The sequence below is a fragment of the Ruegeria sp. CL3 genome, assembly GCF_056536505.1.
Window position 1 is genome coordinate 331,517 of record NZ_JBQFPT010000001.1, and the last position, 15,949, is coordinate 347,465.

15 protein-coding genes are annotated in these 15,949 nt (G+C 59.0%); 9 read left to right on the forward strand and 6 right to left on the reverse strand.

Annotated elements, in window-relative coordinates; genetic code table 11:
- Nucleotides 1-2: 2 nt before the first annotated feature.
- The 3 genes from ACR0NO_RS01695 to ACR0NO_RS01705 all read right to left on the reverse strand — a co-directional run bounded on the left by ACR0NO_RS01695 (nucleotide 3) and on the right by ACR0NO_RS01705 (nucleotide 3,385).
- Nucleotides 3-929 (reverse strand): methylenetetrahydrofolate reductase, encoded by a 927-nt coding sequence (locus tag ACR0NO_RS01695; RefSeq protein WP_170459269.1) that lies wholly within the window; start codon nucleotides 927-929, stop codon nucleotides 3-5.
- A 26-nt stretch (nucleotides 930-955) separates the two neighbouring features.
- Nucleotides 956-1,252, reverse strand: coding sequence for a virulence factor (locus ACR0NO_RS01700; RefSeq protein WP_170373668.1), 297 nt, complete (start codon nucleotides 1,250-1,252; stop codon nucleotides 956-958).
- Between the two features lie 246 nt (nucleotides 1,253-1,498).
- Nucleotides 1,499-3,385 carry a PhoX family protein gene (locus ACR0NO_RS01705; RefSeq protein ID WP_480722758.1) on the reverse strand — a complete coding sequence of 629 codons (1,887 nt, stop codon included), beginning with the start codon at nucleotides 3,383-3,385 and terminating at the stop codon, nucleotides 1,499-1,501.
- A 180-nt stretch (nucleotides 3,386-3,565) separates the two neighbouring features.
- On the opposite strand from ACR0NO_RS01705, the gene ACR0NO_RS01710 reads away from it, so the two are divergent.
- The gene (locus ACR0NO_RS01710; protein ID WP_170373666.1) at nucleotides 3,566-4,678 is read left to right on the forward strand and encodes a Ppx/GppA phosphatase family protein; all 1,113 of its coding nucleotides are present in this window, start codon (nucleotides 3,566-3,568) and stop codon (nucleotides 4,676-4,678) included.
- Entirely contained in the window at nucleotides 4,678-5,400 is a 723-nt protein-coding gene (locus tag ACR0NO_RS01715) for an RlmE family RNA methyltransferase (RefSeq protein WP_170373665.1), read from the forward strand. The genes ACR0NO_RS01710 and ACR0NO_RS01715 overlap by 1 nt, the downstream gene beginning before the upstream one ends.
- Here the strand turns inward: ACR0NO_RS01715 and ACR0NO_RS01720 are convergent.
- From ACR0NO_RS01720 to ACR0NO_RS01730, 3 genes are all read right to left on the reverse strand, one after another.
- Nucleotides 5,397-5,534 (reverse strand): hypothetical protein, encoded by a 138-nt coding sequence (locus ACR0NO_RS01720; protein ID WP_480722759.1) that lies wholly within the window; start codon nucleotides 5,532-5,534, stop codon nucleotides 5,397-5,399. The genes ACR0NO_RS01715 and ACR0NO_RS01720 overlap by 4 nt on opposite strands.
- A gap of 152 nt (nucleotides 5,535-5,686) precedes the next feature.
- The gene (locus tag ACR0NO_RS01725; protein WP_480722760.1) at nucleotides 5,687-7,576 is read right to left on the reverse strand and encodes a cytochrome c3 family protein; all 1,890 of its coding nucleotides are present in this window, start codon (nucleotides 7,574-7,576) and stop codon (nucleotides 5,687-5,689) included.
- Nucleotides 7,573-8,439, reverse strand: coding sequence for a YihY/virulence factor BrkB family protein (locus ACR0NO_RS01730; RefSeq protein WP_170688632.1), 867 nt, complete (start codon nucleotides 8,437-8,439; stop codon nucleotides 7,573-7,575). Before ACR0NO_RS01730 ends, ACR0NO_RS01725 begins: the two co-directional genes overlap by 4 nt.
- 139 nt (nucleotides 8,440-8,578) lie before the next feature.
- Between ACR0NO_RS01730 and ACR0NO_RS01735 the strand changes: the two genes are divergently transcribed.
- From ACR0NO_RS01735 to ACR0NO_RS01765, 7 genes are all read left to right on the forward strand, one after another.
- Nucleotides 8,579-9,664, forward strand: coding sequence for an AI-2E family transporter (locus tag ACR0NO_RS01735; protein WP_480722761.1), 1,086 nt, complete (start codon nucleotides 8,579-8,581; stop codon nucleotides 9,662-9,664).
- A gap of 166 nt (nucleotides 9,665-9,830) precedes the next feature.
- Nucleotides 9,831-10,808, forward strand: coding sequence for an AAA family ATPase (locus tag ACR0NO_RS01740; RefSeq protein ID WP_480722762.1), 978 nt, complete (start codon nucleotides 9,831-9,833; stop codon nucleotides 10,806-10,808).
- A gap of 20 nt (nucleotides 10,809-10,828) precedes the next feature.
- Nucleotides 10,829-11,776 carry a DUF58 domain-containing protein gene (locus tag ACR0NO_RS01745; RefSeq protein ID WP_480722763.1) on the forward strand — a complete coding sequence of 316 codons (948 nt, stop codon included), beginning with the start codon at nucleotides 10,829-10,831 and terminating at the stop codon, nucleotides 11,774-11,776.
- A complete protein-coding gene (locus tag ACR0NO_RS01750; protein WP_480722764.1) occupies nucleotides 11,773-12,246 on the forward strand; it encodes a DUF4381 domain-containing protein in 474 nt (157 codons plus the stop codon). The genes ACR0NO_RS01745 and ACR0NO_RS01750 overlap by 4 nt, the downstream gene beginning before the upstream one ends.
- Nucleotides 12,246-13,229 (forward strand): VWA domain-containing protein, encoded by a 984-nt coding sequence (locus tag ACR0NO_RS01755; RefSeq protein WP_480722765.1) that lies wholly within the window; start codon nucleotides 12,246-12,248, stop codon nucleotides 13,227-13,229. Before ACR0NO_RS01750 ends, ACR0NO_RS01755 begins: the two co-directional genes overlap by 1 nt.
- Nucleotides 13,230-13,231: 2 nt before the next feature.
- Nucleotides 13,232-14,728, forward strand: a complete 1,497-nt coding sequence (locus tag ACR0NO_RS01760) for a VWA domain-containing protein (RefSeq protein ID WP_480722766.1) — start codon at nucleotides 13,232-13,234, stop codon at nucleotides 14,726-14,728.
- A complete protein-coding gene (locus ACR0NO_RS01765; RefSeq protein ID WP_480722767.1) occupies nucleotides 14,725-15,948 on the forward strand; it encodes a hypothetical protein in 1,224 nt (407 codons plus the stop codon). Before ACR0NO_RS01760 ends, ACR0NO_RS01765 begins: the two co-directional genes overlap by 4 nt.
- The last annotated feature ends 1 nt before the right edge of the window (nucleotide 15,949 follow it).

The following is a 15,949-nucleotide window of genomic DNA, read 5'->3' on the forward strand; positions in this document are numbered from 1 at the left end:
CCTTAAGCGTTAACCGGCTTCGCCGAAGCGCCGCCGTTGTTGATAGCCCAGTTGGCGTTGGTCTTGATACCGCCAAGGGGGAAGAAGTGTACGTTGGTGATGTTGAAATCCGGGTTCGCCGCTTTGTATTCGGCCAGCTCGGTGATCACATCATTCGGCTCATAAGGCAGCAGCAGCTTGGAGACATCCATGGCGCGCTTTTGCAGAACTTTCAGCGACGGGCCAACGCCACAAGCGATGGCGAACTTGATCAGGGTCTGCAGCTTGGCAGGACCTGCGATACCGATATGAACCGGGATATCGATCCCCGCCTCTTTCAGACCGTTCGCCCATTCGATGATCGGCTTTGCGTCGAATGCAAACTGAGTGGCCAGCGCCATCTCGGCGTCGGTGGTTTCGCTGAATTTCTGCTTCCAGCGCAGCGCGTCGTCAACGTTCTTGGTCGAGCCGTCCGGGTCGATGTCCTTGTTGCCTTCGGGGTGACCGGCAACGTGCAGGCGCTTGAAACCGGCTTTGTCGAACAGGCCGGACTCCAACAGTTGCATCGAGCTGTCGAAATCACCATGCGGCTTCGCCACACCACCGGCCAGCAGTAGCGCCTGATCAACGCCCGCTTCGCCCTGATACATCGAGATCCAGTTCTCCAGCGTCGCGGCATCCTTGATGATGCGTGCCGGGAAGTGCGGCATGACCGGGTAACCTTCGGCGGCGATGCGCTTGGCGGTTTTCACCATATCTTCGATCGGCGTGCCCTCGATATGGGCGATGTAGACACGGGTGCCTTCGGGCAGCAACGCGCGGAAATCTTCGACCTTTTCGGCGGTGCGCGGCATTACCTCGATCGAGTAGCCCTGCAGAAAGGCTTCGACGGTCGGATTTACAGGGCCGTTTTCGGCGGCATCACGTTTCTTGAAGTTCAGCAAAGCCATTGCGGCCTCCCATATAGATTTCGGGCTCATGCCCAACCGTCATTCGCGATCAGTGCCTTGATGCGGTCCTGATCGTATTCCGTTTCCAGACGCACAGCCTGCGCTTCGGCAATCTCGGACGGGTCGCCCTCAACCGCGAAAGGCTCGGCCTTGCGCCATTCGGCCAGGTAGGCATCGCTGTCCTTGGCATTCACCTTCATTGCGGCGCGGTCGATGGCCTGTTCAAACCGTTCTTCCAACTGCCGCTTTGCGCCACGACGGCCTTTGCCGACGATGACCTGAGCGGGAATGTCGCGCCAGTACACGATGGTGACGTCAGGCATAGCTGTGATTCCTCCTAACCAATGGGGCGGTTCTAAACGTCTATATTGGGCTAAGGAGGTCGGTTTTCGACACCCAGCGCCTTCCAAGCGACCTTTTTGCCTATGACGGTGTACAGTGGTTTTAGCCGGGTTTCACAGAAAACCAGATATCAAAACTTTCAACGCTTGTATGAGGATGGCTCAACACAAGCAAAAACCCCGGGCGGCAATACCGTCCGGGGCTTGTTTTTAAGGGCGTTTTCGGCCTTAGCCGACCAAACCACCATCGTCGCGCGTGACCGCGATGATGGCCGAGCGCGGCACGGCATCGCCGCCTTCGGGCCAGTGGCTGTTGCCGTCCTCACCGGGGTGCTGGACGCCCACGAACATGGTGCGGCGATCCGGCGACCAGCTGAGGCCGGTGATCTCGCACTCATTCGGGCCGACCAGGAAGCGGCGGATTTCACCGGTGACCGGGTCACCTGCCAGCATCTGGTTGTTGCCCTGACCTTCGAAATCACCTTCGTTGCCATAGTTGCCGTCGGTCTGGATCCACAGCAGGCCGTTGCTGTCGAATTTCAGACCATCGGGTGAGTTGAACATGTTCTCGGCATTGACGTTGTCCGACCCGCCATAGGTGTCCTGATGGACATTCGGGTTGCCCGCCAGCACATAGAGATCCCAGGCAAAACCGGACGCGGTATGATCGCCACCTTCGGGGCGCCAGCGTACGATCTGGCCATAGTTGTTGGCCTCGCGAGGGTTCGGACCGTTGACCGAGGTGTCATCCCCACCGGCATTCGGCTTGACGCCCCGGTTCTTGTTGTTGGTCAGACAGCAATAAACCTCGGCCACGTTCGGGTTGGCAGCAACCCATTCGGGGCGGTCCATGGTAGTCGCGCCCACAGCAGACGCGCCCTGACGGGTGTGGATGCTGACCTCAGCCTGCGAGGCCAATCCGGTTGTCTCGGGCGTCAGGTCCAGCCATTCACCGGTACCGTCATCGTTGAACTTGGCAACCGACAGCGTGCCGTTTTCCAGCAGCGCGTTGGTATCGACCCCCGCCGCATAAACGCCGTCCGAAACGAAACGGTACAGGAACTCGCCGCGCTCATCATCGCCCATATAGACGACAACGCGACCGTCATTATTGACCACAGACTCGGCATTTTCATGCTTGAAACGTCCCAGAGCGGTCAGCTTGCGCGGGGTCGAGGTTGGGTCGGTCGGGTCAATCTCAACCACGTAACCGGCGCGGTTCGGTTCATTGGGGTTCTTCGAGACGTCAAAGCGGTCGTCGATCTTGGCCCAGCCATAGCCCCAATCCTTGGACGAGACGCCATAGCGCTTCAGCTCGGCGCTGACTTCGTGCGCTTCGTCTTCTGCCGAGAAGTAGCCGTTAAAGTTCTCTTCACAGGCCAGATAGGTGCCCCAAGGCGTCATGCCGTTGCCGCAGTTGTTCCACGTCCCCTTAGAGGTCGTGCCGGTTGGATCAGCGGCGGTTTTCATCAGGTCATGGCCCGCAGCCGGTCCGGTGATGGTCATGTCGGTCTGCGGCGTGATACGGCGGTTATACGGGCTGTCCTTGACGATGCCCCATTTGCCGTCGGTATTGGCAATCTCGACCACCGTCACACCATGGGCCATCATGCCCTTGGCGACATCGTCATCCGAGGCCGGCTTGGCGTCCGGATTGTTGCCCCACAGAATGTCACGGTTGGTGTATTCGTTGTTCACGACCAGCAGAACGTGACCGTCATGGAAGAAAACGTCCTGACCGTCGGTGTTGTCGCCAAAGGCGCGTTCCTGGCTGGCGGCGGTGCCACGAGTCGCAGGATCGAATTCAGGTGCGTCGGACCACAACGGATCGCCCCAGCGTACCATGACTTCGGCCTTGTAGCCTGCGGGCACGACCACCTCATCGGCGGTGGAGACCGGAATCGCCTCGAACGAGAACCGATCAGCTGACGCGCGCGCGCCTGTGGGCAGAAGCGAGCCGCCTACTGCGGTAAAGCTGCCCATGGCCAAAACGCCCCCCAGAAAGCCACGTCGCGACAAGGCGCGCTCGACCACGCGGTCGAATTCACATTCCTCGGGGCGCGGATTTACGACTTCATCAAATTCATCGAAGGACAGGGTGCGCTCATCTTTCATGGCAGTCTCCGTATCTGGCTGTAAGCTTGTAGAGAATCCCGAAATGGGGATCGGCACGGGAATTGCATTTCAGTATGAACGCTGTGTGACACTCACGTTAAATTCAAAATTGAAATCACTTGCGCGTCGGCGAGACCCCGCCTAGGGTCAACTTAACACGAAAATCGGAGGGCGTTACGAATGGCGCCCAAGCGTCCCAAAGGTGCGGGCGCGTTCCCGAAGGCGGTCGAAAGCCCCGCGCCGGCAAGACCCGATCCAGATGCACTCTATGCGGCGTTGGATCTGGGGACAAATAGCTGCCGCATGTTGATAGCCCAACCCAAGGGGAGCGGGTTCCATGTGGTCGACAGTTTCTCCAAATCCGTGCAGTTGGGTGCGGGGTTGGAACGCACGGGACGGCTATCCCGGGCGTCGATGTCACGCACCGTTCAGGCGCTGCGGATCTGCCAGCAAAAGCTGAAGCGCAACAAGGTCAAACGGATGCGTCTGGTCGCAACCGAGGCATGTCGGCGCGCCAAGAACTCACGCGATTTCATCCGGCAAGTACGGCGTGAAACCGGCTTGAACCTTGAGATCATCCAGCCCGAGGAAGAGGCCCGTCTGGCCGTCATCTCCTGCGCGCCGCTGGTGTCGACCAAGACCGAGCAATTGCTGGTCGTGGATATTGGCGGCGGCTCGACCGAGCTGGTGTGGATCGACATCTCGTCCGTGCCGCGCCGCGATCGGCCAGCAGCGATCATGCGTCTGCACAACGGATTTCACACCGCCGACAGCCCCTTCCCGGCCGCAAAGGTCGTGGACTGGATTAGCGTCCCGCTGGGCGTCGCAACCCTACGCGACCAGTTTCATGACGTCGAAGATGACTCGGCCCGGTTTGCCCTCATGAGCTGGTTTTTCGAGGAAAATCTCGCCGATTTTGCCCCCTACAAGGACGAACAGACCCGAGCGGGTTTCCAGATCGTCGGCACCAGCGGTACCGTAACAACCGTTGCGGCCTCCCATCTGGGCCTGAAGCGCTATGACCGGACCAAGGTGGACGGTTTGCGCATGACCAGCGATCAGATTGACAAAGTCATACGCGGGTATTTAGAACTCGGCCCTCACGGGCGACGCCGGGACCCTCGGATTGGGGATGACCGGCAGGCCCTGATCATGTCCGGCTCGGCCATTTTGCAGGCCCTTTTGCGTTGCTGGCCCACCGACCGCCTGTCTGTGGCGGACCGGGGGCTGCGTGAAGGTCTGCTCTATGCGCAGATGAGTGCGGACGGCGTATTGGAAGACGGACCGTTCTGATGGCGAAGACACCGAGTGGAAAAAACACTTCAGGCCGCGGGCAACGCGACCTGAAGGTCAAGGTGAAGACGGCGCGTGGGCGCAAGCTCAGCTCGACCCGGTGGCTCGAGCGGCAGTTGAACGACCCCTATGTCAAGCGCGCGAATGCCGAAGGCTATCGTGGGCGCGCTGCGTTCAAGATCCTAGAACTGGACGACAAATTCCGGTTTCTGGTCCCCGGCGCGCGCGTCGTTGATCTGGGCTGTGCGCCCGGTGGCTGGCTGCAGGTCGCGGTCAAGCGGGTGAATGCCTTGGGCGAGAAAAGCGGCAAGCGTATTGGCACCGTTCTGGGTGTTGACCTGCAGGAGGTCGAACCTGTTGCAGGCGCGACGGCTCATGTGCTGGATTTCATGGAAGATGACGCGGACCTCAAGGTCAAAGAGTGGCTGGGCGGCAAGGCTGACGTTGTGATGTCGGACATGGCTGCCGCGTCTTCGGGTCACAAGCAGACCGACCACTTGCGGATCATGGCATTGTGCGAAACCGCCGCTTATTTTGCCTTTGACGTGCTGGAGGATGGCGGCACGTTTGTGGCCAAGGTTCTGGCCGGTGGCGCCGAGGGCGATCTGCAAAAGCTGCTCAAGCAGAAGTTCGAGAAAGTTGCAAACGTCAAACCGCCTGCATCGCGTTCGGACAGTTCCGAGAAATTCGTGGTTGCGACCGGGTTCAGGGGCGGCGCCTAGTCCTCGAGCGCGATCTGACCAGCCAGCCGCTGTTCGCGAAGCGACGCGGTTGCGATACCTTGCAGCATCAGCCCCTCACCATGGTTTAGATCAATCGGCTTGCGGTCCCGAAGCTCCGCGATCCGTTGATCCATTGAGACCTGCCTGCCCCTTGAGGCAGGCTGTTTCAAAACATGTTCCGACATGTGACACCTTTTACGACCTAATGGCCTGACACCCTCGGACACAGGTCTAGCGGTCAAATCTGCCGGGATGATGGCGCGAAACGGGCGCGTAAAGGCCGTTCTTATGGCCCGAGTTGCCGGGACAGCTCTTGAAGGTTCGGATCATTTGGAATGCGCTGTAGGCCTTCCTGTACGATTTCACGCGCAGCTTGCGGCCCGCGATTGATCTGTGCCAGCTGCACCAGCATCGGCCAGGCTTCGGCGCGTTGAGGGTCGAGGGTCACGACCTCGCGAAAGGCACGCTCGGCGGCGGATGCGTTGCGAAAGGTCAGTGCCATACCGCCTAGCACCATGTGGGTTTCAGGGAAATCCAGACGGTTTGTGATTGCCCCTTGCCACTCGGCAGTGGCCTGCCCTGCCAGAACCCGCTGTTCCTTGGTCATCGCCTCGGGCGGGATTGTCAGGACCTCTTTCGCCGCCGAAATCCGAACGTTGCGCAGCGGGTCTGAGAGCAGCGGCTCCAACCGCTTCACCTGATCTCGGGGAGAGGCCTGACGCTGCAACGTCACAGCGTTGGCCCGAACCAGCGGGTCGGCATCCGTCAGTAATTCTGCTGTTGCGTCGGCCACCTGACGGGAGCCGAAGGGTTGTAGCAGATATGCCGCTGTTGCGCGCACGATCCCGGCCTGAGACGGATCGGTGGCAATCGCCAGTAGCCCTTCAGGACTGTCCGCCTGCCCCGCCATTGCCGGAGCGAAGACCGATCCGAAATGCGGGCCGCGATGGGTTGAGTCCGGAAACCAGCCCTCGATTTGCGCCGCGGCCCATGGCTGGTCCTTGTCTGTGTGGCAATCAGTACAGGCGTCCTGACCAAGACCCAGATCAGGGCGCGGCACACGGAAACTGTGATCCCGCCGACCGTCGACGCCCATATAGACACGCTCGATCATGTGGCAGGTCTTGCATTGCGCGCCTGTGCTATCTTCGGGGTGTTGATGATGATCAGGGGTGTCATACTCCTTGCGAGACAGGGTCGGGAAATCCGGATTACCCGCCGGTGAATGGCATTGCGTGCAGACCCCATTGCCATCGGCCCTCAGCGTTGCGCTATGGGGTTCGTGGCAGCTCATGCAGCCCACGCCCTGCGCATACATCTTGGATTGCAGGAAGGATCCGTAAACATAGACCTCATCCAGAATCTGACCGTCCGGGTGATAGGCCCCCGGTCGCAGAAGCGCGAGATTGTAGGCGTCGTGATAGGGCGTTCCGGGCAGAGGGTTGCCCTGCTCATGCGCCTCGCGCCGGGAATGGCACCCAGCGCATTGCTGAATTTCTGCCTCGGTCTGGCCTTTGCCCCATGACATTACGAAACCGGCCTCACCTACCCCTTCTGGCAGAACGCGACCATTGACCCAGTCGATATGCGCCGAGCCGGGGCCGTGGCAGGCCTCACACCCGACGCCGATTTCAGCTTGGCGAGACTGGTAGCTGCGGGTTTGCGCGTCGTAATTCTTTTCAAAGCCAGTTGCGTGGCATTCGGCGCACCGGGCGTTCCAGTTCTTGTAGGGCCCGGTCCAGTGCAGCCCGTCATCCGGGGGCAAATTCTGATCCGGGTAAAGGTGATACCAGCGCTTGTTTTCGGTGTCCCAGACCACGTCAAAGCTCTGTAGCCGGCCAGGATCGGTTTCGAACAGGTATTGCTGCAAGGGTTCAATGCCGACGACCGAGTGGATGTCATATTCGGTCATCGCACCGTCTTTTTCAGTGACCTGAGCGGTTGGGACCTCGCCGCTATGGTCGAACAGGACCGACATGCCGTCATGCTGAAAACGGGTCCCATCAAAATCGGCAACCATCTTTCCTGCCCCGACCTCGGTCCAGGCCAGCGCGTGGTGAGAGTTTGCCCAGGCCTCGGCCTCCTCCACGTGACAGGCAGTGCATTGATCAGAACCCACGTAGGACTGTGCGTTGGCGGCCCCGGCCAATGCAACAAAGAGCAAAACCCACCTCATGCCGAAGCGCTTTCTTGGTCGCGCTGCAAATCCATCAGGGCTCCGTTATACTCGGCACCCAGAATCAGGATCGCCGCGCACAGGTATAGAAAAATCAACGCCGCCATGGCTCCTGCCAACCCGGCATAGGTGGCGCTGTAGCTGGCGAACTGGCCGATATAGATGGAAAAACCCCACCCTCCGGCTCCCAGCAGAACGAGTGTCAGAACAACGCCGGGCAAGATCTGCGTCACCCGATGGCGACCGGTCGGCAGGATCAGATGCGCCAGCAGGATCGTGCCGGCCGGAACCGCAATCGTGAAAGTCCAGCGCAGCCGGTCCACCGACAACCAGTTCGAGACATCCACATCCGTATGCTCGGACACGAGCTGCGTGTAGACGGGCAAGACAACCTCGACTGCGGCGATGATCAGGATCGCAGCGCCGCCCAGAATAACCAGGCCAATGCACAGCAGCCGCGTTTTCCAGAACGGCCAGCTGTCCTGATCATGATAGGCCTGATTCATCGCTGCCCGCACCGCAGCCACCCCGTTCGAGGCGAAATAGACCGCCAGCAGACCACCGATGGTAATCACGCCCGAGCTGGAGCTTTGCAACACCGCGCGCAGTTCGGAGACGATCGGTTCAGCCACATCTTGTGGCCACGCGCCGAAAATCAGCTCGATCAATTCATCGTTCACATAGCCCTGAGACAAGGCGCCCGCCAGCGCCACGGTGAACAGAACAAAGGGAAAGAGCGCCATCATCATCGACATGGCGACATGGCTGCTCATGACAAAGCCGTTCTTCTCGCCAAAGCGCCGAACGGCCAGGAAAAACGCCTTTATCAAACGGCTTGATATGGGATTCGCAGCACTGGACATACGGAACTCTACCCTGCGCACCCTACGGGTAGAAGCCACCCAAGCGGAAAATCAATCATATAAATAATTGAGCGCATTGCATAAACTCTTCGCCCTGTGCAGGATCGCAACAAGTACCTTGCCTCAGTCAGGTTTGCACATGCCTCTGGACCCGAACACCACCAAGGATGTACCCCGCGCCACACTGCCTGTGGTGCGTGACACCTGTATTGTCGCAACCCTTGTGGTTTTGGGGCTATATGCCGGGGCCGCGTTCCTGATCCCACTGACCATGGCCCTTCTGGTCAACGTCCTGATCATCGCGCTGAGCGACCGGATCGCCGCCCTGACACGTGTCCCCGTCTGGCTCGCCAACATCGCCGGCGTCACCGTCGTTCTGGCTGGCCTTTTCATGATCATGTATATCCTCGGTAGTCAGGCCACCCAGTTCGCCCGCACCGTCGGCACCTATGAGGAGCAATTCGACAATGCCGTGAACCGCGTCGCTGGATTGGTCGGCAGCGACGTGACGCGTTTTATCCGGGATAATCTGGTCAGCATCGACATGTCCTATGTCGCCCGCATCCTACTGGGCAGCGCAACATCGTTGCTGAACCAGTTCTTCCTGATCAGCCTCTATGTCGCGTTTCTGATGGCCGAGCGTTTGGCGTTTCGAAAGAAAATCCAGATGGCCGCCGGAAACCCTCAAACCGGTCGAGAATTCGCGGCCATGCTGGATGCGATCTCATTTAGTCTGCAACGCTATGTCGGGGTCAAAACCCTGATCAGCCTGATCACGGCGGGCATCAGCTACAGCATCTTTCGCGTGCTGGGCCTTGAATATGCCGAGACATGGGCCGTGCTGACCTTTGCGCTGAACTTCATCCCGTCGATCGGGTCGATTATTGCCGTCATCTTCCCAGCGATGATCGCCGTGGTGCAGTTCGAAAGCATCGCGCCATTTCTGGTGGTGGTTTTGGGCTGCGGCACCATCCAGTTCCTGATCGGCAATTTTCTCGATCCGGCGTTGCTGGGCCGGTCGCTGAACATGTCGACCTTTCTGGTCATCCTCGCCCTGATGTTCTGGACCACCGTATGGGGCCTGATCGGAGCCTTCCTGAGCGTCCCCCTAACCGTCTGTATCCTGATCGTCTTCAGCCACATCCCCGCGCTTAGACCTGTCGCGATCCTGATGTCCCTGGATGGCAGGCTTGGGGATGACAGCAACGGCGCAGTTTCCGGCTAATTCCGCTGCGGCTCCAAAACAATCAAATATAAGGAAGTCAGAATTCCTGTTGGTCTGCGTGGTGTCGCGCTGATAACATGTTCTCATTACTTGAAAATCCCGAATCCGGGTCCCTGCAGGTACTAGGCTGCACGGCCTGCCTTTCGGGCCGGAACGGGATATTTTTATGAGCGCACTCAATCAGATCATGGATCTCAGATCCCGCATGGCGCAGTCGATCATTGGACAGACCGAGGTGATTGATCGCCTGTTGATCGGTCTTCTAGCCAACGGCAACCTGCTGATCGAAGGGCTACCGGGTCTAGCAAAAACGCGCGCGGTCAAGGCCATGGCCAAGAACATGGATGCTCAGTTCAGCCGCATTCAGTTTACGCCGGACCTGCTGCCCTCGGACGTGACAGGGACCGAGATTTATCAACAGACGGACAAAGGCAGCGAATTCAAATTCGAACCCGGCCCGATCTTCGCCAACATCGTCCTCGCCGACGAGATCAACCGTGCGCCCGCCAAGGTTCAGGCCGCTCTGCTTGAGGCGATGGAAGAACGGCAGGTCACCGTGTCCGGCACAACCCACAAGATGGAGCCGCTCTTCATCGTCATGGCCACCCAGAACCCGATCGAGCAAGAGGGCACCTACCCTCTGCCCGAGGCGCAGATGGACCGGTTTCTGATGCATGTGCAGATCACCTACCCTCCGGTCGAGGATGAGGTTGAGGTCATCCGCCTCGTACGTGGCGAGGACATTGCCGCAGGCAAAGATGCCCCTAAAGAGCATCCGCCAGCGATCCCGCAAGACGCCATCTTTGACGCGCGATCCGAGATTGGACAGATCCATGTCTCGGATGCGATGGACCGATATATGGCCGATATCGTGCAGGCCACCCGCACGCCCGAGGCACTCAGCCCCGAACTGGCCAGTTGGATCGAGATCGGTGCCAGCCCCCGTGCTTCGCTTGCGTTGGACAAATGCGGGCGCACGCATGCGTGGATGAATGAACGCGATTATGTCGACCCCGCAGATATCCGCGCCATTGCCCATGACGTGCTGCGCCATCGCGTAACCCTCAGCTTCGAGGCGCAAGGCGCGGGAAAATCCGCAGATGACGTGATCGCCGAGCTGTTGCGTTTGGTTGCATTGCCCTGACCCTCAAGGATACCGGCCGCATGACTCAGACTGCGCCATTTTCCAAAGACCCGCGCATCCATGTGGATGCGGACCAGCTTGTCCGTCTTGGCCACCGCGCCCGAGCGCTCAGCCTGTTGCCCCGTCAACCCGCGCGGTCGATCCTGAATGGCCGCCATGCCTCGCGTCTGCGTGGACGTGGCCTGAACTTCGAAGAACTGCGCGGCTATCTGCCCGGTGACGACATCCGGACCATCGACTGGAAAGTCACCGCCCGCACCGGAGACCCCCACGTTAGAGTCTATACCGAAGAGCGCGACCGCCCGGCTCTGTTGCTGGTTGATCAGCGTGTTTCGATGTTCTTTGGAACCGTCGCCTACATGAAATCCGTCATCGCCGCCGAGGCCGCAGCGGTTGCAGCGCATCGCGTATTGGGTCAGGGAGACCGCGTAGGCGGCCTCGTCTTCAGCGATACCAGCGTTGCCGAACATCGTCCTCAGCGCCGCGCAACGGCCCTTACGCGACTGTTATCTTCCATAGCAGCGGCCAACTCCGCTCTGCATGCCGGCCTGACGCCAGAACCGACTGTATCCCTGAACGATATGCTGATCGAGGCCGCGCGTGTCTGCCAAACCAGCGGATTGATCTGCCTGTTTTCGGACTGCGACGGGCTGGATGACCGGTCGGAAGCCCTGCTCCGCCGTCTTGCGGCGTCGAACGATCTGATTGTGTTCAACGTTGCTGATCCAACGTCGCGCAGCTTGGCACCAGACCTTAAATTGACCGTCTCGGACGGGGATGCGCAGATCGAAATCGACAGCTCCGATCCCGAGCTTTCCGTGAAAATCCGCGCCTCCATGGAGGACCGACTTTCGCAGCTCCACAAATGGTCGCGCCGATACGGTTTCCCTGTGGTTCCCTTGACGACCTCGGAACCGGCGCTGGACCAGTTGCTGCGCTTGTTCGGACATGGCGGAGCACGGCGATGAGTATCGACACCACCGGGAAATCTCTGGTCGACTTGCTGAACATGCTCGAACCCGCGCCCGAGCCTTTGCCCATTGCAATGTCGCCCCAGACATGGGGATGGGCTGCTTTGGCGATCTTGTTGCTGATCGTCTTATTCACCGCGGTCTCGGTCGTTCGCAAACATAGACGCGCCAACGCCTATCGCCGAGCTGCTCTGGCAGAGCTGTCGGTACCGGATATCCCGTCAGCAAAGATCGCCGAGGTGCTACGGCGGACGGCTTTGGCCGCATACCCGAGGGACCAGGTCGCAGGTCTATATGGTGACGAATGGGTTATGTTTCTGAACCAATCATCAGATATCAAGCCATTAAACCAAGAATTGAGCCATGCACTGACCGAAGCGCCATACACGACAACACCCTCGAACGAAGACCTCAGGCAAATGGCCCGGCATTGGGTCAAGTCTCACAAACCGTATCGGAGCGCATGATGTTTTCCTTCGCCGCTCCCTGGGTCTTTCTCCTGCTGCCTTTGCCCGCAGTCGTTTATTTCCTCGCCCCGCCTCGGCGTGAGAAAACGGCTTCGGTTCGCATTCCCTTCTTTCGCCGCGTCGTGCAAGCTGCTGGTGTTGAGCCCAAATCTGGCTCCGTGATCCGAAACCGTGCCAGACTGCAAACAGCCAGCGTCGTCGTCACATGGCTGCTGCTGGTTCTGGCCCTCGCCAGACCGGAGCGTTTGGGCGAGCCAATTGTGATTGAGAAATCCGCCCGCGATGTTGTTCTTGCATTGGATATCTCAGGCTCGATGGATCAGCGCGACTTTCAGACTGACTCTGGCGCGCCGATGCAACGGCTGGACGCTGTCAAAGGCGTCTTGAAAAAGTTCATTGCCGAACGCGATGGCGACCGGATGGCCCTGATCATCTTTGGCACTCGCGCGTTCATTCAGGCCCCCTTCACCGAAGACCTCAATAGTTTGAATGGGTTCCTGGATCAAACTCAAGTCGGTATGGCCGGTCCAAACACGGCGCTTGGCGATGCGATTGGTCTAGGAATTCGCACATTCGACTCCAGCGAAGTGGATCAGCGCCTGATGATCGTTCTCAGCGATGGGGCGGATACCTCAAGCCGTATGACGCCGATAAATGCCTCAGCCATAGCAGCCGAGAAAAATGTGGTCATCTATACGATCGGGGTCGGAGATCCGAACGCCTCGGGCGAAGATCGCGTCGACCTACAGGCCCTGCAAGACATAGCTGACCGAACGGGCGGAGAGTATTTCTTTGCCGACGACGCAGCAGCCTTGGCGCAAACCTACGCGCGCATTGATGAGTTGAACCCACGAACCGTTCAAACCCAAAGCTATCGCCCCCGGCAAAGCTTGTCCCATATTCCCTTGCTGCTGGCGCTGATGGTCCTTCTGGTCAGCACAGCAGGGTTCCATTTCTCCCACCGAAAAAAGGGAGCGAGCTGACAATGGACCTCACAGATTTCCATTTTATTCGAGTGTATTACCTGTTGCTCCTCATCCCCATGGCGTTCCTGTGGTGGAGGATCAGACCCAAGCCTACCCGTCAATCCATTCAGACTGCAGGGATCGCACCACATCTTGCTGCCGCCCTGCAATTGGGCGGGGAGGAGACCCGTCGGTTTCATCCCATCGACGTGGCCATGATCATCGCCACGCTGATCACTCTCGCGGCGGCGGGGCCGACATGGTCGCGCGCGCCCAACCCGTTGATCGCGGATACCGCGCCGCTGGTGATCGCTCTCAAAGTCACCGAAAGTATGGAGACCACCGATCTTGCGCCTTCGCGCTTAGACCGGGCCAAGTTCAAAATCGCCGATCTGATCACCGAACGCGCCGGAGCGCGCACCGCCCTGATCGCTTATGCTGGTACCCCTCACCGCGTCGCGCCTCTGACCGAGGATGCAAACATCCTTCGCCCGCTGCTTGAGGGTCTGACGCCAGCCGTGATGCCCAAGCAAGGTGATGCGGCCGCCGATGCCCTAGCGCTAGCACAATCCATTTTGGACGAAAGCGAGAGCCCGGGCGCAGTTTTGTTTGTTCTGGACGATCTCGATCCGTCTCAGGTTCCTGCTCTAAGCACCTCAACTCATGATCTTTTCTTCCTGACCATGCTGCCAGATGGCGACCGGATTGCGCAGCTGGGAAGTGTCCAAGGTGCTTCGACTGTTGCGTTTACGGATGACGACCGGGATATTTCTCGGCTGCAACGCCAAATTCAGACGGCCTATACCGCAGCCTTGGACGATGACGATCGTTTGGACTGGCAAGACAAGGGTTGGATGCTGGCCTGGCCCGCTGCGCTGCTGTCGCTTTTTTGGTTCCGCAAAGGTTGGGTGATCAGATGGGCGCTTTTGGCGTTGTTCGTCCTTCCGCCCTCTGGTGTGCGTGCCGAGGGATGGCGGGATTGGCTCCTGACACCGGATCAGCAGGGGCAAATTGCGATGAACCAGAAGCAGTTTGGGGACGCGGCTGAACTGTTTGAGGACCCGTATCACAAGGGCTATGCATATCTCAAAGACGGACAATATGAACAGGCCTCTGAGATTTTCGCCAGTTTGAACACGGCCGAGGCCGCTTTTGCCGAAGGTATGGCCCGAATCCGAAACCGCGAATACCGCCCGGCAATCGCGGCGTTCGAAACCGCTCTGGAGCGTCGCCCGGATTGGCCAGAGGCGCAACATAACCTTGAGGTGTCCAAGGCCATCTTGGACTATGTCGAAACGACCCGGGAACAGTCTGACACGGGCGAGGAAGCTGGCATCGGCGCCGACGATACGGTGTTCGACAATGACGACGCGCGCGGTAGCGAAACCACGGTCCAAGCACCCAAGGACGGACCGCAAACGCTGAATGCGGAGCAATGGATAAGCACCATTGATACCGACATGCAGGATTTCTTGCGCAACCGCTTCTTGTTGGAAAATCAGGAGAGAACGGAATGAGATACGCGCTCCTCTTCATTCTCCTCTTCCCCGTTTCCGTCTTCGCGCAAGGCAACGAAGAAACCGCCCCGCTGATCACCGTGGAGGCTCCGGAGGAGCCCGTCATCGTCGGCCAACCAGCGATTGTTCGGATCAAGGTTCTGGTGCCGACTTTCATGCCTCAACCGCCCGAGTTTCCCTCTCTGGAGCAACAAAACCTCTTGGTGCGACTGCCTGAACGAGCCTCGGGGCCAGCCAGCGTGACCGTGAACGGCGAGACATGGTCGGGTGTTCAGCGCAGCTATCGTGTGTATCCTCTGATCGCTGGCGACATCACCTTCGACGCGCAGTCAGTTGCAGTGACCTATGCCGATCCCAACACAAGTGCCTCGGTTCAAGCCACGGTCGACCTGCCTCCGGTCAAAATCACAGCCGAAATACCTGGTGGAGCCGAAGGCCTTGATCCGTTGATCATCGCAACCGGTTTTACCCTCGAGCAGAAACTCGAAGGCCCAACCGACATGCAGGCTGGTGACGCCATCACGCGAGAATTGACTGCGCGTATCTCTGGCACAACGCCGCTGTTGATCCCGGTTTTGACACCGCAACAGCAAAGCCCGCTGTTGCGCGCCTATCCCAAAGAACCCCGGATTTCAGAAACTGAAGAACGTGGAGTGTTGTCCGGCCAACGTCAGGAAGAGGTCGTGTATATCGCGCAGCAAGAAGGTGTCGCGCAGTTGCCCGAGGTTTCCATCGACTGGTTCAACCTACAGACCAACCAGATCGAAACCGCCTCAGTTCCCGCGACGGACCTGACGCTTGCGCCACCAAAATGGCAGCCGCCAAGTCTGGACGCAGTTCTAAAGTTCGTTGCCTTTACCGCAATCGCCCTTTTTGCGACTGGTGCTTTGTGGCGTTTTCTTTCCCCACGCATCCGCGATCTGAGAGAGGCACACCGTGATCGATATCTCGCGTCGCGGAGATATGCTGAAGACGCTTTGAAGACTGCAGTACAAGCTCATGATTTAAATGCCACTTATACAGCGTTGGAGCTTTGGAGATCGCGTGGCGGCAACTCTAAGAATGCAGAAAAGCTGGAAGACTGCCTGACCCGTATCGGTGCTGCCCGGTACTCCGGTCGCGATCAATCGGAAGACTGGAGTTTCGCGTTGCTAAGCCTGACTTCGCTGAAAGATGCGGTCGCGCGCGACAAGGATGCTTTGCCTCCGCTCAACCCCTAGA